This is a genomic window from Methyloprofundus sp. (assembly GCF_965251085.1).
Lineage (GTDB): Bacteria > Pseudomonadota > Gammaproteobacteria > Methylococcales > Methylomonadaceae > Methyloprofundus.
This window is the reverse complement of the sequence record NZ_OZ252594.1, coordinates 2,061,727-2,088,413: the sequence shown is the minus strand read 5'-3', so window position 1 is coordinate 2,088,413 and position 26,687 is coordinate 2,061,727. Positions and strand designations below refer to the sequence as shown.

At 41.8% G+C, this 26,687-nt stretch carries 21 protein-coding genes; 18 read left to right on the top strand and 3 right to left on the bottom strand.

The features are described from left to right. Positions 1-37 precede the first annotated feature (37 nt). The 8 genes from ACQY3F_RS09610 (at position 38) to ACQY3F_RS09575 (ending at position 9,008) form a co-directional block, all read left to right on the top strand. Complete coding sequence (locus ACQY3F_RS09610; RefSeq protein ID WP_428354627.1) at positions 38-1,180, top strand: diguanylate cyclase domain-containing protein; 1,143 nt, start codon at positions 38-40, stop codon at positions 1,178-1,180. Between the two features lie 21 nt (positions 1,181-1,201). Next, positions 1,202-2,575, top strand: coding sequence for a V-type ATP synthase subunit B (locus ACQY3F_RS09605; protein WP_428354626.1), 1,374 nt, complete (start codon positions 1,202-1,204; stop codon positions 2,573-2,575). 7 nt (positions 2,576-2,582) lie between these two features. Next, positions 2,583-3,191: a V-type ATP synthase subunit D gene (locus tag ACQY3F_RS09600; protein ID WP_428354625.1), complete on the top strand. Its 609-nt coding sequence runs from the start codon at positions 2,583-2,585 to the stop codon at positions 3,189-3,191. Then, on the top strand, positions 3,191-4,990 hold the full coding sequence (locus ACQY3F_RS09595; RefSeq protein WP_428354624.1) for a V-type ATP synthase subunit I: 1,800 nt from the start codon (positions 3,191-3,193) through the stop codon (positions 4,988-4,990). The genes ACQY3F_RS09600 and ACQY3F_RS09595 overlap by 1 nt, the downstream gene beginning before the upstream one ends. Next, positions 4,990-5,439 carry an ATP synthase subunit C gene (locus ACQY3F_RS09590; protein WP_428354623.1) on the top strand — a complete coding sequence of 150 codons (450 nt, stop codon included), beginning with the start codon at positions 4,990-4,992 and terminating at the stop codon, positions 5,437-5,439. The genes ACQY3F_RS09595 and ACQY3F_RS09590 overlap by 1 nt, the downstream gene beginning before the upstream one ends. A gap of 223 nt (positions 5,440-5,662) precedes the next feature. Then, the gene (locus ACQY3F_RS09585) at positions 5,663-6,352 is read left to right on the top strand and encodes a hypothetical protein (protein WP_428354622.1); all 690 of its coding nucleotides are present in this window, start codon (positions 5,663-5,665) and stop codon (positions 6,350-6,352) included. After that, positions 6,349-7,041, top strand: coding sequence for a DUF2764 family protein (locus ACQY3F_RS09580; protein ID WP_428354621.1), 693 nt, complete (start codon positions 6,349-6,351; stop codon positions 7,039-7,041). Before ACQY3F_RS09585 ends, ACQY3F_RS09580 begins: the two co-directional genes overlap by 4 nt. A 146-nt stretch (positions 7,042-7,187) precedes the next feature. Next, positions 7,188-9,008: a V-type ATP synthase subunit A gene (locus ACQY3F_RS09575; RefSeq protein WP_428354619.1), complete on the top strand. Its 1,821-nt coding sequence runs from the start codon at positions 7,188-7,190 to the stop codon at positions 9,006-9,008. A gap of 125 nt (positions 9,009-9,133) precedes the next feature. On the opposite strand, the gene ACQY3F_RS09570 is transcribed toward ACQY3F_RS09575, so the two are convergent. Further along, positions 9,134-9,679 carry a DUF4136 domain-containing protein gene (locus ACQY3F_RS09570; RefSeq protein WP_428354617.1) on the bottom strand — a complete coding sequence of 182 codons (546 nt, stop codon included), beginning with the start codon at positions 9,677-9,679 and terminating at the stop codon, positions 9,134-9,136. A gap of 624 nt (positions 9,680-10,303) precedes the next feature. Here ACQY3F_RS09570 and ACQY3F_RS09565 point away from each other — a divergent pair. The 8 genes from ACQY3F_RS09565 (at position 10,304) to ACQY3F_RS09530 (ending at position 21,703) form a co-directional block, all read left to right on the top strand. Beyond that, positions 10,304-11,476 carry an efflux RND transporter periplasmic adaptor subunit gene (locus ACQY3F_RS09565; RefSeq protein WP_428354616.1) on the top strand — a complete coding sequence of 391 codons (1,173 nt, stop codon included), beginning with the start codon at positions 10,304-10,306 and terminating at the stop codon, positions 11,474-11,476. 4 nt (positions 11,477-11,480) lie between these two features. After that, entirely contained in the window at positions 11,481-14,594 is a 3,114-nt protein-coding gene (locus tag ACQY3F_RS09560) for an efflux RND transporter permease subunit (protein WP_428354614.1), read from the top strand. 206 nt (positions 14,595-14,800) lie between these two features. Beyond that, positions 14,801-15,703, top strand: a complete 903-nt coding sequence (locus ACQY3F_RS09555) for a DUF4105 domain-containing protein (protein ID WP_428354613.1) — start codon at positions 14,801-14,803, stop codon at positions 15,701-15,703. Positions 15,704-15,715: 12 nt separating this feature from the next. Next, positions 15,716-17,254 (top strand): sensor histidine kinase, encoded by a 1,539-nt coding sequence (locus ACQY3F_RS09550; RefSeq protein ID WP_428354611.1) that lies wholly within the window; start codon positions 15,716-15,718, stop codon positions 17,252-17,254. Between the two features lie 2 nt (positions 17,255-17,256). Further along, positions 17,257-17,778 carry a hypothetical protein gene (locus ACQY3F_RS09545; RefSeq protein WP_428354610.1) on the top strand — a complete coding sequence of 174 codons (522 nt, stop codon included), beginning with the start codon at positions 17,257-17,259 and terminating at the stop codon, positions 17,776-17,778. A 7-nt stretch (positions 17,779-17,785) separates the two neighbouring features. After that, the gene (locus tag ACQY3F_RS09540; RefSeq protein ID WP_428354609.1) at positions 17,786-19,177 is read left to right on the top strand and encodes a sigma 54-interacting transcriptional regulator; all 1,392 of its coding nucleotides are present in this window, start codon (positions 17,786-17,788) and stop codon (positions 19,175-19,177) included. Between the two features lie 268 nt (positions 19,178-19,445). After that, positions 19,446-19,910 (top strand): hypothetical protein, encoded by a 465-nt coding sequence (locus tag ACQY3F_RS09535; RefSeq protein ID WP_428353027.1) that lies wholly within the window; start codon positions 19,446-19,448, stop codon positions 19,908-19,910. A 59-nt stretch (positions 19,911-19,969) separates the two neighbouring features. Continuing rightward, positions 19,970-21,703, top strand: a complete 1,734-nt coding sequence (locus ACQY3F_RS09530) for a putative transposase (protein ID WP_428354458.1) — start codon at positions 19,970-19,972, stop codon at positions 21,701-21,703. Positions 21,704-21,808: 105 nt separating this feature from the next. On the opposite strand, the gene ACQY3F_RS09525 is transcribed toward ACQY3F_RS09530, so the two are convergent. Continuing rightward, the gene (locus tag ACQY3F_RS09525) at positions 21,809-22,141 is read right to left on the bottom strand and encodes a hypothetical protein (RefSeq protein WP_428354608.1); all 333 of its coding nucleotides are present in this window, start codon (positions 22,139-22,141) and stop codon (positions 21,809-21,811) included. 777 nt (positions 22,142-22,918) lie between these two features. On the opposite strand from ACQY3F_RS09525, the gene ACQY3F_RS09520 reads away from it, so the two are divergent. After that, positions 22,919-23,122, top strand: coding sequence for a hypothetical protein (locus ACQY3F_RS09520; protein WP_428354607.1), 204 nt, complete (start codon positions 22,919-22,921; stop codon positions 23,120-23,122). 437 nt (positions 23,123-23,559) lie between these two features. Here the strand turns inward: ACQY3F_RS09520 and ACQY3F_RS09515 are convergent, their stop codons facing one another. Then, a complete protein-coding gene (locus ACQY3F_RS09515; RefSeq protein ID WP_428352972.1) occupies positions 23,560-24,921 on the bottom strand; it encodes an IS1380 family transposase in 1,362 nt (453 codons plus the stop codon). 492 nt (positions 24,922-25,413) lie between these two features. On the opposite strand from ACQY3F_RS09515, the gene ACQY3F_RS09510 reads away from it, so the two are divergent. After that, complete coding sequence (locus ACQY3F_RS09510; protein ID WP_428352931.1) at positions 25,414-26,610, top strand: ISAzo13 family transposase; 1,197 nt, start codon at positions 25,414-25,416, stop codon at positions 26,608-26,610. Positions 26,611-26,687 lie beyond the last annotated feature (77 nt).

The window sequence follows — 26,687 nt, the reverse complement described above, 5'->3', positions numbered from 1 at the left end:
TTTTTCTGAAACTGCTAATCTTAGACTTATCGTTATTTTGTTGAGAAATATTTTGGAAGAAGATTTAACAACTGGATTAATGGCCTTACAAGGCCAACTAGAAGGCATGTTAGAGCGTGTGCACGATAATAGTGCCACGTTAAAACGCTTTCAAATGTTCGAGAAGGGTTTACTTAAGCTTAATACTTTAGTCGAAATGCTCGAATATGTATTAACTGCTGAGGAATTTTTTGATCTTGATTATATTGGTTTTTGTCTGGTTGATGCAAAGGAAGAGTTAGAAAATTATTTATCTGCGGATGGTTTTGATTTCAATGCTAAGCCGCGTTTAATCATTTTACCTGATGATAAGCTTTTACAGGCCAAGTTTGGGCGCTCGGAAAAGCCCTATTTAGGCGCATTTAAAACAACAAAATGCGCTGACTTTTTTAACTATGATAAACGTAAGCCCGCGAGTGTGGCGATTATTCCTCTAGTACGCCGAGGAAAGTTCCTCGGGGCTATCAGTATGGGCAGTCTGGACCCAAGCCGCTTTGAACATACCATGGCGACTGATTTTATTGAACATATGGGGGCTGTCACCGGGCTCTGCCTGGAAAATCAGCTGAACTTTGAAGCAGTGAACCGTAGCAGTTTGATTGATACGTTAACCGGGATGAATAATCGTTATTTCCTTGAACAGCGTTTAGCTGAAGAAATAACCAGAGCGCAGAGGTCTATCGAACCTATATGCTGTTTCTATCTGGATATTGATAACTTTAGAGAAGTTAATGAGAGTTATGGGCGTCAAGTTGCTGATCAGGTATTAATAGCTGTTGCAGCGGATATTCGCGAGCAATTACGCAATAATGACATTTTAGTGCGTTATTCTGGTGAAACGTTTATTGCCTTGCTGGCAAATAGTCAACAAGCTCAGGCGCAAGAGATAGCAGAGCGAATCCGGGTATCAGTAAAAGCAATGCAATTTGACTCAGCAGATTGTGTGACTATTTCGATTGGCATTTGCTGTTATAAAAGTTCTAGCAGTTCCCAGTTAAAACCTGCTAAAGTAAAGGTTAATTTACTTCATGGTGCTGAAAAAGCATTGCAGCAAGCAAAAAGTGCAGGTAAGGATAGAGTGCTTATGGCGGAAAGTATTGCTGACCCTATGTCTCTGGTAAATTTATTTAAACGGCATTAACAATAACCACAGGAGTTTTGTATGATTCGGCAAATGGTCAGGCATCATAATATTCTTTCCATCGTAGGTAATATTATTACGGTTAGTGTTGCAGAAACGGAAGGGAATTCTGATGCGGTCACACGGTTTGGTGATCTTGCAATGGTCGAGGATGAGTCTAGTAGTTCAATCGCCCAGGTTATTAAAATTGATCGTGATGAAATTGCATTGCAAGTATTTTCAGGTACCCAGGGTGTATCAAATGCAGCTTCCATACGTTTTCTAGGGACTGCCATGAAAGTGACCTATTCGGCTGATATTCTGGGGCGGATATTTAATAGCCTGGGAGAGCCGATGGATGGTGGATCGGATTTGGCGCATGATCCGAAAGTGGGTATAGACGGTCCTTCGGTTAATCCGGTTAAGCGTATTCTTGCTTCCAAGATGATACGTACAAATGTGCCGATGATTGATATCTTCAATTGTCTGGTTGAGAGTCAAAAAATTCCGATATTTTCTGTTTCCGGAGAACCTTATAACCCCTTTCTGGCACGTATAGGTATTCAGGCGGATGCCGATATCGTCGTGTTTGCAGGGCTGGGTTTGATTTTTGATGATTTCCATTATTTTCGCGCCCAGTTTGAAGATGCGGGAGTGTTTGCGCGCACGGTGATGTTCTGTAATCTGGCTTCAGACCCCATTGTGGAACGCTTAATTGTTCTGGATATGGCGCTGGCTGTTGCCGAACGTTTTGCGGTAGAAGAGGGCAAGCGCGTACTGGTTTTAGCCACCGATATGACAGCTTATGCTGATGCCATGAAAGAAGTCGGAATTTCTATGGAGCGTGTTCCAGCGAACCGGGGCTATATGGGAGATTTATATTCGCAATTAGCGCGGCGTTATGAAAAAGCCTGTGATTATGATGGTGCGGGGTCGGTAACTATCTTATCGGTTACTACAATGCCGGGTGGGGATGTTACTCATCCTGTTCCGGATAATACCGGTTATATTACCGAGGGCCAGTTTTACTTGCATGATCATATGCTTGATCCGTTTGGTTCTTTATCGCGTTTAAAACAGCATGTAATCGGTTCTTCTACCCGGGAAGACCATTCGCAAATCATGAATACCATGATCCGCTTTTATTCCGGAGCCACAGAAGCCGAGCAAAAGCAGGCGATGGCATTCGACCTATCGAGTTTTGATGAAAAGCAAATAAAATTTGGTGAATTATTCAGACAGCGCTTTATGCGTCTGGATGTTTCTATACCGCTGGATGAAGCCCTGGATTTATGTTGGCAAACGTTGGCAGAATGCTTTGATGAAAGTGAATTATTAATGAAGCAGGTTTTGATTGATAAATACTTTCCTAAAGCGGCTGCTAAACCTCCTCAGCCTGAAGCTTTGCAAGAGTAATACTATCATGGCGAGGCTCGCATATAGTAAAGCATCCTTAAGTAATATCAGTGCAAAACTGAAGCGTTATAAACAGTTTTTGCCTTCTCTGGATTTAAAGCGCCAACAACTCGCAGCTGAACGAAAAAAAGCGCAATTAAAGTTCACGGCAACGGAACTTGAAATACAGGACTGTTATAAGCGTACTGCAGAAATGTTGCCAATGCTGGCGGATAAAACTATCCACGTGAAAAATCTAGTGCAAGTTACCGAGGTTGAAATGACTGAGGAAAATGTTGTCGGCGTGCATTTACCCTGCTTAAAAAAACTTAACATGGATGTGCAGAGCTATTCACTGTTTACCGAGCCGCACTGGGTAGACCAATTAGTCGTTCAGTTAAAAACCATGATGCAATTAAAAATACAGCATCAGATTGAAGAGCAACGCGTAGCAGCGCTTAGTGAAGCATTGAAAAAAGTGACCCAGAGAGTTAACTTATTCGATAAGGTGCTAATCCCTAAAGCACAACAGGATATACGTAAAATACGTATCTATCTTTCTGATTTAGAAAGGGCCGGAGTCGTCCGTGCGAAAAGTACCAAACAAAAACGCTTAAGATTGAAAGAGGCGAGCTAATGGCTATTGTGACCCTAAAAAAGTTAACACTATGTGGCTTGATTGCAGAGAAGTCAGCAGTGTTGAATGAATTGCATAGTCTGGGCGGCACACACCTTATCTCTATGCAGGGCGCGTTAAAAAAATCAGAAAATGTACCGGCGCAGCATATAGACGAAGCGCTGACCGCTTTGAAATATCTACAGCAATGTAATAAGCACCGCCATCAAGTCAGACATGCCGAAGACTTTGATTTTAATGCGGTAGTACAGGATGTGCTGGCTGTAAAAAATAACTTGAGAGAGTTGTTGGAGCAGCAGGAGTTTTTACTGGACCGTATTAAACAAGTTGCCTTATGGGGGGATTTTAATCTAGCGCAAGAAGGGGATATAGCAGGTTATAAGCTCTGGTTTTATATAGTGCCTAAACGCCTAATGCCTCAAGTTATTGCATCGAAACTGATCTGGGAGCAGGTGAATCAATCCAACACTGATGCTTATATTGCAGTGATTGCTAAACAGGAACCTCCCGCCAAAGCCATGCCTGTTCCCAGAACTCACACCGGGAAGTTCTCTTTGTCTGAATTGAAAAAGCAATTAGAAGAGGTTGAGTTAGACCTGGAAGATGCGTATGCCAAACGGGAATATCTCACGCGCTGGATGTCGTTAATTTTATTGAATTTGGCTGAGTATGAGAATAAATCAGCTTTGAAGGCGGCGCATTTATTGACACGCGATGAACCCGATGTATTCGTTTTACAGTCCTGGGTTGCTGTTGAGGACCTTCCCCGGATTGAGAAATTTGCACTAAAGCTACAATTAGCTTACCTGCTGGAAGATCCTGATGGTGATGAATTGCCACCGACTTTATTAAATAATACTAACACTTTTGCTGGTGGAGAAGAGATTGTAAAATTCTATCAGATGCCTAATTATTATGCTTGGGACCCATCAATAGTGGTGTTCTTTTCTTTTGCTTTATTTTTTGCAATGATTCTTTCAGATGCGGGCTATGCGGCGGTGTTTATGAGTTTTCTGCTGCTCAAATGGAAACCCATGGGACTAACCGTTAAAGGTTTGCGTTTCAGACAGTTACTATTAATTACTTTAACAGCTTCTTTTGTCTGGGGTGTTCTGGTGGGTAGTTATTTTGGTGTCAGTCCTGGGGTTGGCACTTTTCCTGCCAAGTTAAAATTATTAGATATGAATGATTTTGATAGCATGATGAAGATCTCGATTTTTGTCGGAGTGATTCATATCGCGTTTGCAAATCTGGTGCAGGCCTACCAGCATCGGCAGAAGACCACCCGGTTTGCTTCTTTAGGCTGGGCGATGTTTGTTATTGGCGGATTTATGTTGTGGCAGGGAACCGCCAGCCAACAGTTAATGCTGGAACAAAGTGCTTTCGGCCTAATAGGTCTGGCTGTTTTATGCCTGATCCTATTTAGTACTGATAGGCCGATCCGTGGGCCAGTTGATTTTATTTTACGTTTATTTGATGGCATAAAAAGTTTAACTAGCATTACTAAAATATTTGGTGATGTTTTAAGTTATATGCGTTTATTCGCGCTTGGCCTAGCGAGTGCTTCTTTAGCGCTAACGTTTAATGATCTGGCAACACAGGTATATCATGCCATGCCTGGGATGGGCTTATTATTCAGTATATTGATTTTACTCATAGGGCATACACTGAATATTATGCTGGGCATTATGAGTGGTGTTGTGCATGGCTTACGCTTGAATTTTATTGAGTTTTATAACTGGAGTGTATCCGATGAAGGTTATCCGTTTAATGCATTTTCTAAAAAAGAGGGTTATTGATGAATGATTTTGTAATTGTTTTAGGATGGATAGGGCTTTATGCACCGATGGCTTTGGGTGCGATTGGTAGTATTATGGGTTGTGCGGTAGCAGGACAGGCGGCGATTGGTGCGATGCTGGATACGGATAGTGGTTACGGGCGATATGTAGGTGTGTCTGCAATGCCTTCATCACAGGTTATTTACGGTATTGTGGTGATGTTTACTCTGAATAGACCGGTGACTGCAGAAGTTGCTCCTGGCTTATTTGCGATAGGTGTGTTGGCTGGATTGGCGCTGATGTTCAGTGCTATTTATCAGGGACAGTGCTGTGCTTCAGCGATACATGCTTCCAAAGCCAAACCTGAAATTTTTGGTTTATCAGTCGCACCCGCTGCTATTGTTGAAGGTTTCGCGGTATTTGCCTTTATTTTTGCACTTGTGATTAGTGGCAATATTCCCCAGACATAATCGAAAGTGGGACGCTAAGCCCCTGCCATATTACATAGCGGAGCTAAAGACCCAATGCTGTTGACTTAAGCCCTCTCTTGCTGGAGAGGGTAGGGTGAGGAGGATAAAATCAAGCATTGATAATCCCCTCATCCCAACCTTCTCCCTCTGGAGAAGGCGTTTATTGTTAAGTCAACAGCATTGAACTAAAGGCCTCACTTGCATTTATAAAGGATAAACAAATATGAATGAGCAACATTCAAAAGCCACCTCATCGGGGGTAGAAGACCTAATTCAACGCTTACGAGATCAAGGCGTAGAAGCAGGGCAGGAAAAAGCTGAAAGCATAGTGCTGGATGCACAGAAACGTGCTGAATGGATTGTTGAAGAAGCTGAATTAGAAGCGCAGCAGTTAATTAATGAGGCAAAAAGCAAAAGTGATGCCTTGCGAATTGCGGGTGAGGATGCTTTAAAGTTAGCGACACGCGATGCACTGTTAAAATTACGCGATACCTTATTAGGCAGCTTTAGCAAGGAAGTGCAGCGCGTAGTCGGGCAAAAAATGGATCAGGAAGCATTTCTGGAGCGCCTTATCTTGCAATTGGCGGGTAAGGTACGCGAGCAACTGGATCTGGATGACAAAGAAAACGTGAGTATCTTTTTACCCAATAGTCCGGTTGGTGTGGAAGAGTTAAAAAACAATCCCGAAGAATTAAAACTGGGAACTTTAACTCACTTTACGGCGGCTTTGGCCGCTGATATGTTGCGTAAAGGTGTCTCTATCAAGGTTTCCGATGATGTTAGCGCTGGTTTGTCGGTCAGGTTAGAAGATGACGATATGGTCGTGGATTTTACTGATGAAACGCTTTCAGTGCTGTTATTAGAACATTTACAGCCCCGCTTTAGAACCTTATTACAGGGCATAGTAAAGTGAGCCAGAATCAGACAGGCTATGCAATGCTAATGGCGAGTTTGCCACCCCATTCTCTGTCATTATGGGATGTGAAAAATAAACCCATTTCGCGCTTACACCTAGAGCGCCGCTTAACACTATTAAATGATGCCGATAGACAACAGTTAAGCGCCATAGAAAGCATTCTGCACTGGGCCAGGATTAGTACAGACAATGATGACCAGACTATCGCGGTCGCGACAGAACAGGTTATACAATCATTAGCTAAGCCTTTGCTACGCGATGTCATTACCTGGCGCATGGAAATACGTACGATTATGGCAGCCATTCGTATGCGCAAACTGGGGATGGATGCACCGGCAAAAAATGAGCCTTGGGGTTATGGTCAGGTTGTTCCATTTGTCCGCAAAAACTGGGTAGTTGACGATTTTTCTTTAAGTCATCGCTTTGCCTGGATAAACCAGGCAAATACGCTATTCACAACTGAGCAAAGTGTAGAGTTAGAAAAATTATTATTAAATTTAAGCTGGGAATATTATGCAAGCATTGGACATAGCCATTACTTTGATTTTGAAGCAGTGGTGATCTATGTTTTACGCTGGAATATTGTCAATAGATGGGTGCAGTGTAATGAGCAGGAAGCGATGCAGCAATTTGAATTGTTGGTAAAAAAGGGCTTGGGCGATTTTTATCATCCTGTTACCGAGTAGTTTTGAACCTGCTATTTAGTATTTTACAGCTGGATTTGGCACTTATTGCATTATCCTAGAAAACGTGGGCAACTGATTTTTCTAGGATTATACACAAGACAGAATAATTCCATATCAGCTATTTTCTTTTGACTGATGAGAAATAAATGAATAACACAATTAAGGCAACAGCACGAGTCGTATCTATTCAAGATAGTCTGGTTTCTATCGAAACATTAACGGGTAGTGACCAGCCATTAACCAAAAATGAAGTTATTTATATTTTACCCGCACGTAGTGATGCTAAGCATCAGGAACGATTAAAAGCTGAGGTTTTGCGTATTAATGGTTCTATAGCCGATGCACAGGTGTTTGAAAGCACGGCGGGTGTATCAGTCGGTGATCTGGTTGAGCAAAGCGCCGAAATGCTGTCGGTCGAATTAGGCCCTGGATTATTAGGCCAGGTTTATGATGGCTTGCAAAACCCGCTGGATAAGTTGGCCAGTGAATTTGGTTACTTTTTACCTAAAGGAATTGATTTTCCAGCGTTGGACGGTAATGCTAAATGGGCCTTTACGCCTATTGTGCAGACAGGAACAGTATTACAGGCCAGTGCAGTGATTGGTACGGTACAGGAACGAGGATTTACGCATAAGATTATGCTGCCTTTTGATGTTCAAGGGGAAGCAACTGTCAGCTGGATACAGGAAGGTTCTGTGACCGTAAATGAACCGGTAGCAAAAATAAAGTTGGCTTCGGGCAAAGAGAGAACCCTAACTTTAAAACAACGCTGGCCAGTGCGCAAAGCAATACCACAGCCTTTGTTAAAACAGAATATTGTCCAGCGTATGTACCCGCATGAACCTCTCATTACTCACTTAAGGCTGATTGATAGCTTTTTTCCTATAGCCAAAGGTGGTATGGGTTGTATTCCCGGGCCCTTTGGAGCAGGAAAAACGGTGTTACAGAATTTAATTTCGCGTAATTCAGATGTAGATATCGTAATCGTCGTAGCTTGCGGTGAGCGGGCAGGAGAAGTAGTAGAAACCATTACTGAATTCCCTAAACTCAAAGATGTTAAGGGCAAAACCTTAATGGATCGCACAGTGATAATCTGTAATACGTCATCCATGCCTGTTGCTGCGCGGGAAGCATCGATTTATACCGGAATTACTCTGGGCGAATATTATCGTCAGATGGGCTTAAATGTTTTGATTATTGCCGATTCTACTTCACGCTGGGCACAGGCGATGCGCGAAACATCGGGACGCCTGGAAGAAATTCCAGGCGAAGAAGCGTTTCCTGCCTATCTTGATTCCGCAATTAAAGGAATATACGAACGCTCCGGGGTCATTAAAACAGCGGATCAAAGTGAAGGTAGTCTGACGATGATCGGGACGGTCTCACCGGCGGGAGGAAATTTTGAAGAGCCAGTAACCCAGTCGACATTAGGGACGGTGAAAACTTTTCTAGGTTTAAGTGCCGATCGAGCTTATAAACGCTTTTACCCTGCTGTGGATCCGTTATTATCCTGGTCACGTTATCTAGAGCAGTTACAACCCTGGTTTACTGAGCACCTATCACAATCCTGGGTAGATAATGTGCAGGATTTATTGAAGCTATTGAAAAAAGGCGACACTATTTTGCAAATGATCCAGGTCACCGGTGAAGAAGGGATTACCACGGAGGATTTTGTTATCTACCAGCAAGCATTGTTTCTGGATATGGTGTATTTACAGCAAGATGCCTTTGATGCTGTCGATGTTGCAGTGCCTTTAGCAAGACAGCAGGAAAGCTTAAATCGTATTGTCGCGTTGGTGAATATGCCTTACCAATTCGATGATAAAGATGCAGTACGCGATTACTTTACCAAATTGACGGGTTTATTTAAAAACCTGAATTATTCACCGACAAACTCCAGTGAATATAAGGACTATTGCGATAAAATAGATCAATTAAGCAAGTCGGTAATAATAGACAAAAGCTAGTCAATTATCAGCAGAATGCATGCAGTAAATCTGCCATTAATCAGGAGTTTAGGTCTTTAGCCCCGCTGGTTTGCAGCTGGGCTAAAGTATCAGGGTGCGTTGATCGGCACCCTACGTTATAGGTTTTATTTAAACCATGAATCATAAAAACGTGGGTTAAACATTTTGTTTACTGCATAAGCGATACGCGCTTTAGTTTCTTTAACGCTTGCGCCTTCTTTAACGTCGCCCGTTGCAACGCCCATCCAGATGACATAACCTGTTTTAATATCTAGAGCCACAACGATTAATGCTGCTTTAGGCACATTTTCAGGGATTTCAACATCAGTTGCAGGGTCAGTTTTTAATTGCTGAGCGTCCATATCTACACCCGTAAAGAAGCTTATTGCAACTTCTGCATCCTGATCAGCTACTTCAGTTAGATTCTTACTGCGTAATTCGCTATCAATCAGAAATTTAATATCGCTAGAAATATCAAATTTTGCTGGCTGCCATTTTCCTTCTGGATCGTTTAGTACTTCAGCAGAACCTAACCAGGCATAGGTTTTATAGCCTTCTAAATTAACTTTAGGATCAGAGGCAGTTTCAACTTCTATATCTTTGGTCGTAGCACAACCTGATAGTAATACAGTTAGAAATAATAAGGCTAAAGGGGAATAAAATTTTTTCATGAGTCTATTTTAATATGAAGTAAAAGTCTTACTTTACCTTAAAAGGTCTACTGATTCCATTGAAATATCATGGAATATTGGCACCTGGAAATAAATAATCGTCTAATATTTGGGCAGGATTTTTGCTTGACATCGGTGCTGTAGCAATAGACGCATAGCTGGCTACTTAACTATTGCTACCGTGTTGATGACGGACAAAAAGACCAGCAAGGATGGCTGATTATTTATTTCCAGGTGCCATTAGTGAAGTTATGTATTGTTTATGCCAACAAATGCTATTTGGAGAAATGGCCCAGCTAGATCAGTTAATGCGGGCTTAATAATAATTAATTTTCCTGAGTTTAAAAAAACCAGGTTAAGTTTTAGTTTAATCAGAAGAAAAAATCCTGGGTCACAGCTCTTAGGTAGAGGTGCTTAACAGCATAGTATCTTACAGTAATAACTTACGAGGGATGGGGCGTAACAATCAAAACATATCAGCCGCTTTTCTCTTGCAAATTGCTCTTTACAGCTTGTTTAACAGTATGTTAAATAAGGTTTCTGGGTAATAAAAATTCTACTTGGCCTGAGCATGTGATTTAATAAGCCTATTCTACCTGTTAGTTCACTTTATTTGAGTTCATTATGACCCGTTTTGTTCACAGTCGGTATTGCTCTTTTTTGATTATGTTGCTTGGCCTGTTATTAAATGCCTGTGAATCGAAAAATGAATTTATTGCCCCGCCACCGCCAGAAGTCACCGTTAGCCTGCCAACACAGCAAAGTGTCACAGAATATTTAGAGTTTACCGGGACAACTCAGTCAGTGGGTTATGCCGAAGTTAGAGCACGGGTTTCGGGGATTTTAGAAAGTATGCACTTTGTACCTGGGGTTCATGTTGAACAGGGAGATTTATTATTTATTATTGACCCAGAGCCATACGAAGCGGAGCTAGAGGCTGCCAAGGCTGAATTAGTCAGTGCTAAAGCAGAAGCCAGCCGAACCCAGACAGAGCTAGAGCGTGCTGATCAGTTAATCAAGAAAAATTATATTTCCAAAACCGACCATTTACGCCGTAAAACTGAGCGTGATGTGGCGCAAGCATCTATTGGCTTAAAAGCGGCCAAAGTGCATAGCGCAGAAATTCAACTGGAGTACACGCAAGTCGTCGCGCCTATCAGCGGGCGTGTCAGTCGGAATATGGTGGATATCGGCAATCTGGTCGGTGAAGGCGAAGCCACTTTATTAACCACGGTTACTCAATATAAGCCCATGTATGTTTACTTTCATTTAAATGAACGTGATTTATTAAGTTTAATGACATTGCGTCAAGAAGTCGCTGAAAAAGAGGGGCACGATACTGACGAAACATCTGATAATGAATTAAATATTCCGCTTGATATGGGGCTTGCTGATGAAGATGGCTACCCTCATAAAGGCGTGTTAGATTTTGGCGAATCAGAACTTAACACCAGTACTGGCACCATAGAATTACGCGGTGTATTTGCCAATGCAGAAAAACCAGCTCGCTTACTACCTGGTTTATTTACCCGTTTACGCTTACCGATAGGGCAAACTCCAGATGCCTTATTAATTAGTGAACGTGCTATAGCAGCCGATCAGAGTGGTCAATATCTATTAGTGGTTAATAAGGAAAATAAAGTTGAGAAGCGTCTCGTGACTTTAGGCCAGCGCCTTGATGGCAGGGTCGTTATTGAGCAGGGAATTAAAGCAAACGATAAAGTGATAATTAATGGCTTGCAAAAAGCCAGACCTGGTAGCGTAGTTAACCCTCAGACAGACTCAACTGCAGGATAAGACTATGTTTTCTCGATTTTTTATCGAACGCCCGATTTTTGCCAGCGTTATTTCCATTGTTTTGCTGATTGCGGGAACGGTATCCGTACTGACCTTACCCAGTGCTCAATACCCCGATATCACACCGCCGACCGTAGAAGTTAAAGCGACTTATCCAGGAGCCAATGCCCAAGTTGTCGCTGAAACCGTTGCCGCCCCCATAGAACAGCAAGTGAATGGCGTGGAAAACATGCTGTATATGTCATCAACCAGTGCCGGTGATGGCTCATATACTTTAACCGTCACATTTGAAGTCGGAACCGATCTGGATATGGCGCAGGTCATGGTGCAAAACCGTGTTGCCCTGGCGACCCCCAACCTCCCTGAAGAAGTTAATCGGCAAGGGGTAAATACTAAAAAGAAATCAGCTAATATTATTTTATTTGTTTCACTTATTTCGCCCGATAAAACATTTGATGAACTTTATTTAAGTAATTATGCCACGCTGAATATTCGTGACCAGATTAGTCGTATAAAAGGGGTAGGGGATGTGACAATTTTCCCACCCAGCGATTACAGCATGCGTATCTGGTTAAATCCGGAGCAGTTGAAATCCCGAGGTATCACCACGCAAGATGTTTTAAATGAGATGCGTGAGCAGAATGTACAGGTTGCTGCTGGCCAGATTGGTCAACCTCCAGTACCGTCAGGCACAAATTTTCAATATACCATTAATGTTCTGGGACGACTGACTGACATTGCCCAGTTTGAAGACATGATTATCAAAACGGGAGAAAGTGGCAATATCACCCGTTTAAAAGATGTGGCGCGGGTTGATTTAGGCGGGAAAACCTATGATATCAGTTCCAATATGACCGGCTCTCCTTCTGCCAGTATCAGTATATATCAATTACCCGGGGCTAATGCGCTGGATGTCGCGGATCAGGTCAGGGCAATGATGAAAGAGCTCGCTGCCAATTTTCCTCAAGGCCTGGAATACAAAATTCCTTATGACACCACGTTATTTGTCAGTGCCTCTATACATGAAGTCTTTGTTACACTATTTCAGGCAGGGGCTCTGGTTTTTATCGTGTTATTTATTTTCTTGCAAGACTGGCGGGCAACACTGATTCCAGCGGTGACTATTCCAGTTTCCTTAATTGCCACTTTTATAGTGATGGCGATGATGGGGTTTTCCTTGAATATGCTGACCCTGTTTGGTCTGGTACTTGCTATTGGAATTGTGGTCGATGATTCGATAGTGGTGGTCGAAGCGACTGCAGCTTATATTGAAAAAGGCTTATCATCAAAAGAAGCGGCCATTCAAGCAATGAATGATGTATCTGGGCCTGTAGTCGCTACAACACTGGTATTATTAGCCGTATTTGTCCCTACGGCTTTTTTACCGGGTATTACCGGAGAAATGTATCGACAATTCTCGCTTACCATTGCTGTGGCTACAGTTTTCAGCTCCTTAAACGCCTTAACTTTAAGTCCTGCCCTGGCCAGCTTATTATTGCGCCCGGCATCTACCGATAAAAATGCTTTTTTTCGTGGCTTTGACCGGTTTTTTGCAAAGGCTTCTAACGGCTATGCGAATTTTTTAAAAATAGTCGTTCGGCGCGGTTTTTTAATGATGTTGATTGCTGCCGGTATTGCGGTCGCAAGTGGCTGGCAATTTAGCAAAATCCCATCGGCCTTTTTACCTGTAGAAGATCAGGGTTATGTGATCACTAGCGTACAATTGCCTGATGCAGCTTCAAAAGAGCGTACTGATGAAGTATTGCAGCAAATAAATGAAATTCTAGAAGCAACACCAGGACTACAAGACTGGGTGTCTCTAGGTGGTTTTTCTATGATAGACGGGACTAACTCGTCTAATGCCGCAACGATTTTTGTGGTTATGAAGCCCTGGGATGAGCGTACTGCGGAAAATGAAACTCAGGAGGCAATTTTACAACACCTCAATAAAAGCTTTAGCAAGATACAAGAAGCCATTGTGTTTACTTTTGTACCGCCTGCTATTCCAGGCTTAGGTGTTTCCGGTGGTTTTCAAATGCAGATTCAGGATAAGGGTAATGTGGGTCTGGATGAATTACAACGCATGGCTACTGAAATGATTGCAGACAGTCAGACGCAATCGGGTCTGGCTAGATTAAATTCAACCTTTAGAGCCGGAGTGCCACAGCTCTTTGCTGAAGTGGATCGTACTAAGGCGAAAACTCTGGATATTCCGTTAAACGAAGTATTTAGTACCTTACAAGCCTATTTAGGCTCGGCTTATGTGAATGACTTTAATAAATTTGGTCGTACCTGGCAGGTGAAAGTGCAGGCGGATGCGCAGTTCCGCTTAAAACCTGAAGATATACGTCAGTTAGAAGTGCGTAATAGTAAGGGCGATATGATTCCTTTAGGGACTTTAATCAGAGTCGATGAAACCCTGGGTCCGCAAACCATTCTACGTTACAACCTTTATCCTGCCGCGTCTATTACCGGCAGTGCCGCGCCTGGCTTTAGTTCGGGTGAAGCCTTGAATTTGATGGAGCAAATGGCCAAAACCAAGTTCCCGGATTCGATGGGTTATGAATGGACCGGCATGTCTTATCAGGAGAAAAAAGTCGGTAATGAAGCAATCGTCATTTTTGCTCTGGCGATTGTTTTAGTGTTTTTGGTGCTGGCCGCTCAATATGAAAGCTGGACATTGCCTATGGCCGTATTACTGGTGGTTCCTCTCGCCTTATTAGGCACAGTTGCCGCACTGATGATGCGCGAATTTGATAATAATGTTTATACCCAGATTGGTATTGTATTGATTATAGGCCTGGCCAGTAAGAATGCGATTTTGATTGTTGAACTGGCGGCAGAGCAGCGCGCTAAAGGCGTGAGTATTTTTGATTCGGCCGTGGAAGCCTCAAGATTACGCTTCCGGGCCATTTTAATGACCGCATTTTCATCAGTATTAGGCTTTCTGCCCTTAGTGGTTGCCAGTGGGGCGGGAGCAGCAAGTCGGCAAGCCATTGGTACCGCTGTGGTCGGTGGTATGATTGCCGCAGTGACCATGTCATTAATTTTTACGCCGGTATTTTATGCGGTTATGCAAAGCATGGGGGAACGCTTTAGTCGACCTAAAGAGAGTTAAGCGGTTTGGGTGGGGCGTTACTTTGGCCCGCTAATACCCAAAAAAACAGCGGGCTAAAGTCACGCTCTACTAATCATTCTAATTTACTGCGGAAATACATAGTTATGTTTAATTTATTGTTCCATATGATTCTGTACTTCGTGCTGTTTGTTTTCTGGCTTTGGTGTTCAGTTGCACTCTATTTTACGTTTTTGCCAGATGGACAAATGGCTGCTATTGCAGCGGGAATATTTGCCTTTGCCATACCACTGATTCTATTTCTAGTTCCACAGCGAAATCTAGCGTTAGTAATAATTATTCTGTCTTATATAGCTGTAACGACAGCCTGGATGAATATGCCGGCTTCAAATGATCGTGACTGGATGCCGAGTGTGGCAAAATCGCCTTATGCGATTACTCAGGGAAATCAGGTTGCTGTGCATAATATACGTAATTTTGATTATCGGACTGAATTTGATTTTAGCGAAAATTACTATGATAAAACCTATAACCTGGATGACCTGGAAAGCTTAAACTTTCTTCTGTCCTACTGGGGAGGTGGAACGACCTTTGCGCATACGATACTCAGCTTTGGCTTTAGTAATGGCGATTATCTGGCTGTGTCAGCAGAGACAAGATTAGAAAAAGGTGAGCCACAATCGCTTGTGAGCGGTTTTTTTAACCAGTATGAGATGACTTATATTCTGGCCGATGAGCGCGATATTATTCGTTTGAGAACCAATTTTCGGAAGCTCGACCCCGAAGATGTGTATTTTTATCCGACGACATTGAGTAAACAAGAAGTGCGTCAGGTTTTTGAAGTCATTATGGCTAGAGTTAATCAACTTTATCAGCAACCTGAATTTTATAATACCATTACCCAGAATTGCTTCACGACCTTACGGGCTGATTTCAATAGCATTGCGCCGCCTAAAAACAGTCTAGACTGGAGAATTATTGCCAATGGCTATTCAGATCAGATGCTATATGAAAATGGTACGATTGATACCGACCTAAGTTTTCCCGAGGCGAGGGAGTATTTTCATATTAATCAGTATGTATCTGATGATAATAGCCCGGTTGATTACTCAAAACGAATCCGGCCCAACCTGAATAAACCTAGTTTGTGATGATTAGTTTTTATGCCAGCGCATAACTCACCTTCTGCTGAACATCAGGTACTGGATCGTCGTAAACGCAAACGCTGGCAAGTGAGTAATCTGTTGCAAATGGTTTCCATTTATCAATGGACCTTGCTTATTTTTTTTGTAGTAACATTACCCTTGATTTTAACGTTAATTTATAGTGTCAAAAGCATTCAGGATTATACGGATCGAAGTCATGCTACCTTGTTTCAAACGGTACGCGTATCAGAGAATAATGAGGCTTTACTGAATCATTTATTAGTGATGGATAGAAGTATTCGTCAATATCAAATTCTTGAAGACGTCGCTATTTTTAATGTTTTTCAGAACAATCACCAGCGATTTATTGAAATTGCCGCGCGTACAAGTCAGTTCCAGATTCCCAGAACGATACAGCAATTATTAGCTAAGCTTATCCAGAATGAACTACGAGTTTACGATCAAATTTTAGCTATTAAGGATCTGCAAACAGAAAAATTATCTGCGGAAGATATTACCGAATACGTGCAATTGCGTACAGAAGCGCAAGCCTTAGTAAGCAAAGGTAATAGCCAGATTTATATTGAGACAGAATCATTATCTGCGCTGGCAATATTGGTGAGAAATCAGGTGACTTATTCAGCACTGGTTTCGGTGCTACTGGCTTTTTTGTTGGGCTTGCTATTATTGTATTTAATCAATAAGCCAATCAAGAGTATTGCCAGGGCAATTCATAAGCTGGGTAACGCGCAGGTGAATGAGCGGATTTATATTGAAGGACCAAAAGATCTGCGCGAAGTTGGGCAGCAGCTGGAATGGTTGAGGCAAAGGCTCAATCAACTCGATAATAGTAAACAGTTTTTTATTAAGACTATTTCCCACGAGCTTAAAACGCCATTAGCGACTATTATGGAGGGAGCTGATCTGCTGCAGGATGAAGTGGTCGGCGAGCTAAATGCAGAGCAGCATAAAATTATCGAATTGTTACAAATAGCGAATATTCGATTAAACAGTTTGATAGAGAATTTAATCGAATATCAAAAAGCCGGATCTACTTTGGCGACTATGAATTATGCAAAATTCAATCTTAACCAGTTGCTTAAACATATTTGTGTTGAGTACCAGCTATTGCTTGATAGTAAACAGGTGAGTATTGATTTTACCGCCAAATCCATTGATTTTGTTGCTGACCGAGATAAAATGAGGATTATAATTAGTAACTTAATTTCAAATGCGCTTAAGTTTTCTCCCCAGGGTGGACAAATCAAGATTGAACTTCAGACCACTCATAATAAGCTACAAATACTAATTGCTGATCAGGGTCCAGGCATTGCTAAAAACCACCAGGCGCATATTTTTAGCGAATTTTATAAACAACCCATACCTGAAAGCTGGAAAATAAAAAGCTCAGGACTTGGGCTCAGTCTAGTTAAAGATTATGTTATGGCGCATCGCGGTCAAGTCAGGATTTTAGAGTCTGATAGTGAATATAGTGGCGCGCATTTTTTAGTTATATTGCCGTTGACACCTAGGCATCTTACTGCAGAAAAATTATAGATATGAAATGGTATTCATTAATGCCGGGCATTTTATTGCTCGGCCTGGCGGGTTGTCAAAATTTCCCAGCGCTTTATTCTTCTGCAAAACCTCAAATTACAACTGAAAAAATTGAGCAGCTATCTGAATATGGCGCAAAATTTGCTACAGAATATAATCGTGCAGCACAAAAAACCTGTACGAAATATACCCGCTTATATCAGCAAGGCGACTGGCGTGCAGGCTGGGTATTAGCATTGCAAGTTAGCGCAACCAATAATAAACACTGTCTGGATAACACAGCAGCGATACAGATTCTCGAAACACTAGAGTCGCAAAAAAAGATTGATCCTGAATTATTATGGCTTACACAGGTACATTTGAACTGGCTTAAAGAGTTAGAACAACAAACAAAAAGTGTCAGTCAGTTAAAGCGTGCGGCAAATCGAAAACAGTCTCGTGTAAACGAGCTAGTGAAAGAAAATCAGGATCTAGTGGAGAAACTTGAAGCGCTTAAAGCTATTGAAACCAGTATTAATCAATAATTAAACTATGAGTAACAGCTTTTCAAATAAATTTAATAAACAAAACATACTGTTAGTCGATGATGACCCCAGTTTACTGGAACTACTTTCATTACGCTTAAAGGCCGTAGGGCTGAATGTTAAAACAGCTGCGAGTGGAGCTGAAGCCTTAAGTTTTATACCTCAGTGCCAGCCAGATCTGGTTATCACTGATTTACGTATGGATGAAATGGATGGCATGCAGTTGTGCAAGCTGATTCAGCAAAGCTACCCTACCTTACCGATTATCATTATTACTGCTCATGGCACGATTAAAGAAGCGGTTGAAGCGACCACTGAAGGGGTGTTTGGCTTTATTACCAAGCCGATCGATAACAGCGAACTGCTGGATAAAATTGCTAAAGCATTAAGCCTAAGCGCGGGAAATACACAGTACAAAAAACAGGAAAATTGGCGCGCTAGTATACTGACCCGCAGTCAATTAATGGAAAATCTGTTAAGTGAAGTCAAGCGTCTGGCACAAGGCGATGCTAGCCTGTTTATTCATGGTGAAAGTGGTACAGGTAAAGAACTGATAGCCCAGGCTATTCATAAAGCAAGTCCCCGTCATAGTGAACCTTTTGTTGCAGTCAACTGCAGTGCTATCCCAGAAGACCTGCTGGAATCCGAGTTATTTGGGCATAAAAAAGGCGCTTTCTCAGGCGCTTTCGAACATCGGCAAGGTTTGTTTCAGGCAGCAGACAAGGGGACTTTGTTTCTGGATGAAATAGGGGATATGTCCTCGGCTTTTCAGGTCAAGCTGCTGCGGGCCTTGCAAGAGCGTCAAATTCGACCCGTAGGTTCGGATAGCAGTGTTTCTGTTGACGTACGTATAGTTTCAGCTAGTCACCATGATCTGGAAAAGAAAGCTAATGACGGTGGCTTTAGAATGGATTTGTATTATCGTTTGAATGTTGCGAAATTAACTTTGCCTAAGTTATCTGAACGGCGCGAAGATATTTCATTGTTAGCTAATTATTTTATTACCCATCCAGAGAGCACCTACAGTTATGTTGCCAAAGGGTTTTCAAATCAGGCAATGGAGTTGATGCTGAGCTATGATTGGCCGGGTAATGTGCGGCAATTGCAAAATGTAGTCGAACACGTGTCTGCATTGGCGACAACACCTATCGTTCCAGCTAATCTGGTGGAGAGAGTGCTGCAAGAAAAAAATAGCTCTATGCAAGGTTTAAAAGAAGCTAAAAGCCAATTTGAAAAAGAGTATTTAATTAAACTGCTGAAATCTGTTGATGGAAATGTCAGTCAGGCAGCAAGATTGGCTAAGCGTAATCGTACTGAGTTTTATAAACTATTGGATAGACATCAGTTAAAACCAACAGCATTTAAGCAGATGCGTGTTGAAGCTGATGCCAAAAAGTGATGAAATTCTTAATAAAAGCTAGAGAAGGTTGTCGATTTTTTGAGACAGGTGACTTGCGAGCGAGCGGGAAAGGAATATAAATCTGAGAGACTAAGGTCAGACATCTTGATTCGCTATCCTGAAAGAAATCCATTAAAACTTAAACTAGGCAATATAATTAAAGGGTTAGGGAATTATTGTCAAATGATTGATATTTTCAGCTAAAGAAATGAAAATGGTACTCATTTAGGTTAAACTAAGCCCTCATATCATACGAGGTATTCAATTAATGCAGCAACTCATGCTCCCAATAATTCCTCAGGGTACGACTATTATAAATGGTCAGGTCAGTGTTGATAACCGAAATGATGAGTGGTTTTATTTCCTCGGCGGTATCCCGATCTATTCTCACCAGGCTGACAATAAGAGATTATTTAGACTTCACACCTCTCAACTCATCAATACCGGTTCCTGTCGTTCAATCGATATTATTACAACCTTTGGTGTCTCTAAAAGTAGTGTTATGCGCTCATTAAGGCAACTACGAGAAAAAGGGGCTGATTCGTTTTTTGAACCTCGCCCGACTCGCAAGGGAGGACCACTCTTTACGCTTGAGGTTTTGCAGCAAGCTCAGGAATATCTGGATCAAGGTATGACGCCTAACGAAGCCGCTAAAGAATTAGGCATCCGGGCAGATACCTTTCGCAAGGCGATCAGTGATGGACGTTTAAAAAAAAGTCTGCCGCATCAATAGACCCCAATGATGGCAGTACCAAATCAGCCCGTGATATTATAGATGCCAATGCAGCCGATGTGCTTGGTACGGCCTGCACTCGAGTAGAAGAGCGAATCCAGGCTGCTTTGGGTGAGCAGGAAAAGGGAGCCTCAATCGAATTCGAATCCTGTTTAGATGTTCCTAAAGGCGGTGTGTTATGTGCATTGCCCGCGTTACTTGGCAATGGCTTATTAAATGACATTGAGCGCCACCTGGGCAAACTGACAGGTTACTATCAAACCTTTCATATTCTATTGCTACTCGCCTTTATGGGGCTATGTCGCATCAAAAATGCCGAACAACTTCGCGAGCATGCACCGGGTGAATTCGGCAAACTACTTGGCCTGGATCGGGCTCCCGAAGTGCGTTGTTTAAGATCCAAAGTAAAAGGACTGGCTGAACCAAAATCAGTCGAAAGCTGGGCGGCCGACCTCAGTCGACAATGGATGGAAAATGAACCAGAGGCAGCAGGAACACTCTACATAGATGGTCATGTCCGTGTCTATCATGGACACTTGACTAAACTTCCCAAACGGCATGTTTCACGCGAAAAACTCTGCTTACGGGGTATCACCGACTACTGGGTTAATGATGGTACGGGGCGTCCCTTCTTTGTCGTTGAAAAAACGGTGGATCCGGGCTTACTAAAAACGCTGGAAGAAGATATCGTCCCCCGATTACTCAAAGACATTCCGAATCAACCGAGTGCACAAGCATTACAGCAAAACAAACAAGCCTGTCGTTTTATCCTGGTGTTTGATAGAGAAGGCTATAGCCCCGCATTCTTTAGAAAGATGTGGGACAAGCATCGTGTCGCTTGCATGACCTATCATAAATTTCCCACCGAAAATTGGCCACTGGACAATTTTTCCAGTCAGGAGATCACCCTACCGAGTGGTGAAAAAGTCATCATGAAACTCGCCGAACGAGGCAGTCTGGTTGGAACTGGAAAACAGGCGATGTGGATGAGAGAAGTGCGCAAGTTGACTGATTCTGGTCACCAAACCAGTATTATTACCACAGCCTATGAACTAGAATTGACGGCTGTTTCTGGGCGAATGTTTAGCCGGTGGTGCCAAGAGAACTTTTTTAGATATATGAAGCACCACTATGGGCTAGATATGCTACAGGAGTATGGAATAGAGCCACTATCCGATACCCAAAAGGTGGTCAACCCTGATAGGCGCCAACAGGAAGGACAGCGTAATTCGATACAATCCAAACTCAATTACCGTCTATCTCGATTTGCAGCGATGGAACTTCATCCGGTGATTAAAAAAGATGAAACGGAAGATGTGAAATACAAGAAATGGGAAAGAAAACGAGCAGAATTACTCGAAGAAATAGAGCATTATGAAAATGAACTAAAAACCATCAAGGAAAAACTAAGCCAAACGCCCAAACACATTACCTGGCAAGAGTTGAGAGACGAAGATAAGTTCGAACAGCTTCTGCCAGGGAAAAAGCGGCTGATAGATACTGTCAACATGATCGCTTATCGGGCAGAAACAGCAATGGCCGCTCTGCTAACCTCACCGACAATCGACTTTCCGATGGCAAGGCAACTATTACAAACGCTGTTTGTGACAGAAGCAGATATATTACCCGATAAAGTAAAAAAACAACTTCGGATACGTGTGCATAGTACTTCCCGACCTGCAAGTAATAAAGCAATAGAAAAGTTATTTGAACAACTCAATCAAACGGAACTCAACTATCCAGGAACCGATCTGCGCTTAATTTATGAGCTGACTTCATCCGCAAAAAATTAGGAAATGGTCTCAAATTAGTTTCGTCTGAATCAAGATGTCTGAAGGTGCCTAATGAAAAAAAGCCTGGATATGGGCCTCCAGGCTTTTAGCGTTTTAGGGAATGAATTATAATTTATTCAATCCAGATTTTGCGCCATCAATAACACCCTTTGTACCGCCATCAACAATTGATCCACCTGCCGTAGCGCCGCTTACTGCACCATCAACACCACTCGTAGCGCTCTCTGTCGCTACGCCTTTGGCCATATCGGTCACAGATTTTTCTTTTAGTTCTGCCGCTTGCTCAGATACGTTTTGTGCAGTATCAGAAGCTTCTTGAGCAGAATCAGTTGCGGCATTAACGCCGTTTGTAGCATCATTAATTTCCTGAAGTCCAAATGCCATTACGTTTTGAGTACTAAAGATAAATAAACTTGCGAAGATGATTTTTTTTAACATTGTATTTTCCTTAAATAGTAAAAAGTATGTAAATAAAAATTAACACGCTGTGTAGAGTTGTTTTAATTCCCGGTTTTTGGCTGGCCTGGAAATCCACACGTGTATCAATTAATATTAGTTCTAGTGTAGCAGTTTTGATGCCAACTTTGTTTTTTTGCAAAAAAACTTACGCTAAAGTTAATAATTCAGGGGGGGGGCGGTGAGCATGTCAGTGAAATTGAGTTCGGTAGGGAAATGATTCATTGTGCTAGAACTGATTTTTTTGAGGCTTATAGCGTCGTGAAGTAGCGACTATTTACATTATGCTTAAAAAAATAGTCTCAAGTTACAGTTACAGCGCAGTATGATTTATCCTAGAAACCGCAGTTGAGCAGGGATTTTGTGGAAAATCTGAGTGCGAAAGACAAGGCACAGCTAGCAGGCAATGGCCGTAGCCCTTGGCAATAGCTGTAACGCAGTATTTCGCGCTCAGATTTATTCACAAAACCGTGAAGCGGAGTCTATTCAACCTGCAGGTGATAAGTTGTTACGGTCATTATGTTTTATATTCAAATGCTTAGAGTGTTTTTTAGCGTTCAACTGAGGTTTTTAGGTTTATAAGCATGCCTTTTGCAAAGCGCTCTTATAGGGCTGTTCATTGCAGATAAAATTGGTCTCATTTGGGAGACAAAGAGTCTTTAATATGAGTATAAGCTGGAAAATTGCGTAGCAGTGCGATTGTCATATTTTTTTAACATAACTAATGCATAATGTTCTTTTTTATAATTGAGAATCAATATGCTTGTAAGTCAATATTTACAAAGTTTTCAGCTTAGAAAAGTCTCAAATGATGAGAAATACCTAGGTATGGGAGCTGAGCTGAGCCCAGAGATTATGCATTTAATCCACACGGAAAAAGAACTAGTTTGCAATCAAGCCTATTATCATTCGGGCTGTCAAACATTGCAGCTAGATGAGCATGAGTTGGCGCTGGCCAGCTGAGAGTAGTATTGCGGAATTACTTTTCAGAGGAAATGTTATTTCGTGCACGTTCCTTAGGTGGAAGAAAAATATAAGTTGCTAGTTAAACCAGAAAAATCAGTTGCTCACGTTTTCTAGCACAAGCTCTTGATTCCACCGTACTTCCAAAAAATGTCCGCTTAATCTATGGGTGAAGCTAAAATTTTTTGAAAGTATTATATTACCTAAATCCTGCAAGCCCATATTTTGACTCTCATTAACCTGTCTAGCTAAGTGGTTATTAGGTTTTTACTGCCGCTTTGCCAGCCCTCTTTGTCCAACCGATCAAAATATCCAGATTTAAATCATAAATAGAGGAAATTTTTTGTATCGTATGGATATCCCCCGAGCCCAAGGCAATAAACACCCTGCCAACGTGCCATGACCTTTTAATCAAAGTGACTTAACTTCGGTTAATGTTAAGCGAGTAACCCCACCTTAACCCAATCATCCCATTCCTGTGGATAGAGCGGATCTGCAGGTGTTCTGACTCTCAGCTGATTATTGCCTGTGAGTAATTTTCCAGCCACCCGAATCAGATAAGTACGAAGTGTATCCGGCTCCCATTGGCACAACGTTTTGTTGCCACTCAATTGAGCCATCCAGCGCACGGTATTGTAGGCAAGAACGGCGCAATGAAATAATGCGGCATTAGCCAGAAATTGATTCGTTCTGATTTTACCTAAACCCATTTGTGATTTTGCTTCTTCAATCCATGTTTCGCACGTCGCTCGTTCACCATACTTCTTATGTGTTTGCCAAGGCGATAGAGGTTCAGTTGTTACATAACAAAAATAGTCATATTCTGCCGTATCCCAAAGCTCGGACTGAGGTCCTGTCACTTGTTTAGGTTGCTTTATCCTGACCGCGACAAACTGACGAGAGCGAGACCAGCCACCACAACGATATTGAAACTCGCTCTGCTCCCAACCGGGTCGGCCTTGTATGGCTGTCCAGGCCTGTTTGGCCAGCAATGCGTTCAAATTCTTAAGTTTAACCTTTATTAGATACCCATGCCCTCTGGTATCGAGAAATTCAAGCAAATCACCGACAAAATAACCACTGTCACCGCGAAAAATAATGCGCATCCGATTGGGCAAGTGTGCAAGTAACTGTTTGGTAAATTCTACAACACCATTGCTTGTAAAGGCATTGCCTGTCCGGAACCAGGCTTGTAAAATTTCTTTTGTTTCCGCTAGAAAAGCGAGTTGTGGATGGTATGAACGGGCACCTTTCTTTTTGGGGTTGAAGCCTTTGGCACTTCCTTCTTGTCGACCACAAACGGTGTCCACAGTTGAATCGACATCGACCCACTGGACGGATTGTATGCCAGTTTTCGATTTTCCGGAACGAAGCAATCGCCGCCAGTGTTGACCACGCAAAGTATGCGTGAGCGTTTCAAACTGGCTTATCTGCCTATCACTTACTTCTTTAAAGATCCGTAAAATTGTGGTTTCAACAGGAATCTTTATCCAGCCAGCTACTTTGCGCAGTACGCTATCTGCCCATACGGTCGTCACCTTTGCCATTGATGTTGCTCCCCCCATCATGCCAACCAACGTCAATAGAACCACATCAGATAAGTGATGGTCTGCATTTTCACCCCGCCGATGTGGAACGCTTTGTTTTACGGTTTTTTCAAAACCTATCCTGTCTAAATATTTCACGACGGGAATCAGTCCCGCCTGGCTTGTCAATCCATGTGCTGTAGATGTCATTTTTACCGTTCGGGTACGGTTTCTTACGTGAGATGAGGATTTTGATACTTTAGAGGGCTTCATTAAAACAATGAGATAGTGAAATCAGGAAAATGATATTATATCATTGTTTAATAAGGAGTTTTGTGGATTATTATGTATAATGCTTGCAGGATTTAGGTATTAATTCAATATCTTGCACTATAAATTCGAGCTCAACTGATTTTTCTGGTTAAACGGTGAGTTGTATTTTGATTCCCAGGCGGAGATAGTTTTAATAGCGATTGCAATTGTAGCTTAGCTGAGACCATAAACGCTTCCATTTATGAGCTGAATTTAGTTAAATATTAATGCTTCTGCATATTCCATTCTCTTAAGGGAGATGGAAAGAAATAATCATCCAAACGAAGTAAGCTTGTGTCTCAATAATTTATAATAATGAATTCTGAATTTATTCTCACACTAGGCAGATAAGGGAGATGGAAAGAAATAATCATCCAAACGAAGTAAGCTTGTGTCTCAATAATTTATAATAATGAATTCTGAATTTATTCTCACACTAGGCAGATAAGCTTGTTGATATTAACAGATAGCATTATAGGTTGGATTATAAATACAGCCCATCGTTTAAAAGGCTCGGTACGTCGTATATTCATGGCTGAAACGGTGGAGCTACTAGGCTCAGGTGGTGCAAGTATTGCTGAAGAAAAACTAGGATGGAATAGAGGCACTATCCGAAAAGGACAATATGAACTTGAAACTCAGCCCATAGAAGATAATTTTTCAGCGAGAGGGCGTAATAAAAGTGAAGAGCATTTTCCTCATCTACTTGATGACATAAAAAAAATTGCTGAACCGGAGTGTCAAACGGATCCCTCTTTTAATTCCTGTCGATTATATACCCGGCTAACGGCTAAAGAAGTTAGAAAACGTTTACTGGAGATTGATTATTACGATGAAAAAACATTACCTTGCTCAAAAACTATCAATACAAAATTAAATGACCTGAGTTACCATCCAAAAAAGGTACAAAAAACAAAGCCTCATAAGAAAATCAAGGAAACGGATGCAATTTTTGAACAAGTTCATTCAGTCAATGGAATGGCAGATATCAACCCAAAAGAGATTCGTATATCAATTGATGCCAAAGCAAGAATGAATATAGGAAATTTTTCACGGGGAGGACGAAATCGGGTTTTAACAAAAGCAGAGGATCATGATTTAGATGTTAAGGAAAAGTTAACTCCTTTTGGTTTTTATCTGCCTGAACATGATGATTTTTTCCTTTTCTTTACAGCAGGCTATGCCAGCAGTGATTTCATCGTTGACCGATTGGAAGAAATTTGGCCAGAAATTCAAGAAAAATATGGAGTAGATATTCTGACAATTAACGCTGACAATGGTATGGAGAACAGTAGCTCCAGAACTCAGTTTATAAAAAGGCTTGTGGAGTTTGCTGAAAAAAGCAACATAAAGATAAAACTGGCCTACTACCCTCCTTATCATAGTAAATATAACCCAATTGAACGAGTATGGGGAGCCTATGAAAATCATATTAGTGGCGACATAATGGATACAGTTGAAACAACTTTAAAATTTGCCAAAAGTATGACCTACAATGGCAAAGCACCTATTGTTAAATTAACAGAAAAAATATATGAAACAGGAGTAAAGGTAGGTAAAAAAGCAATGAAGACGTATTATCAGTTTGTTGACCGAATGCCATCGTTGGAGAAATGGTTTTTGACCATTTCTCCTGGTTGTTCTGGATGATTATTTCTTTCCATCTCCCTAAAGATGGAAAGAAGTCATATCTCCGTATCCCAAAGCTTGTGACAATAGGTCCTGTC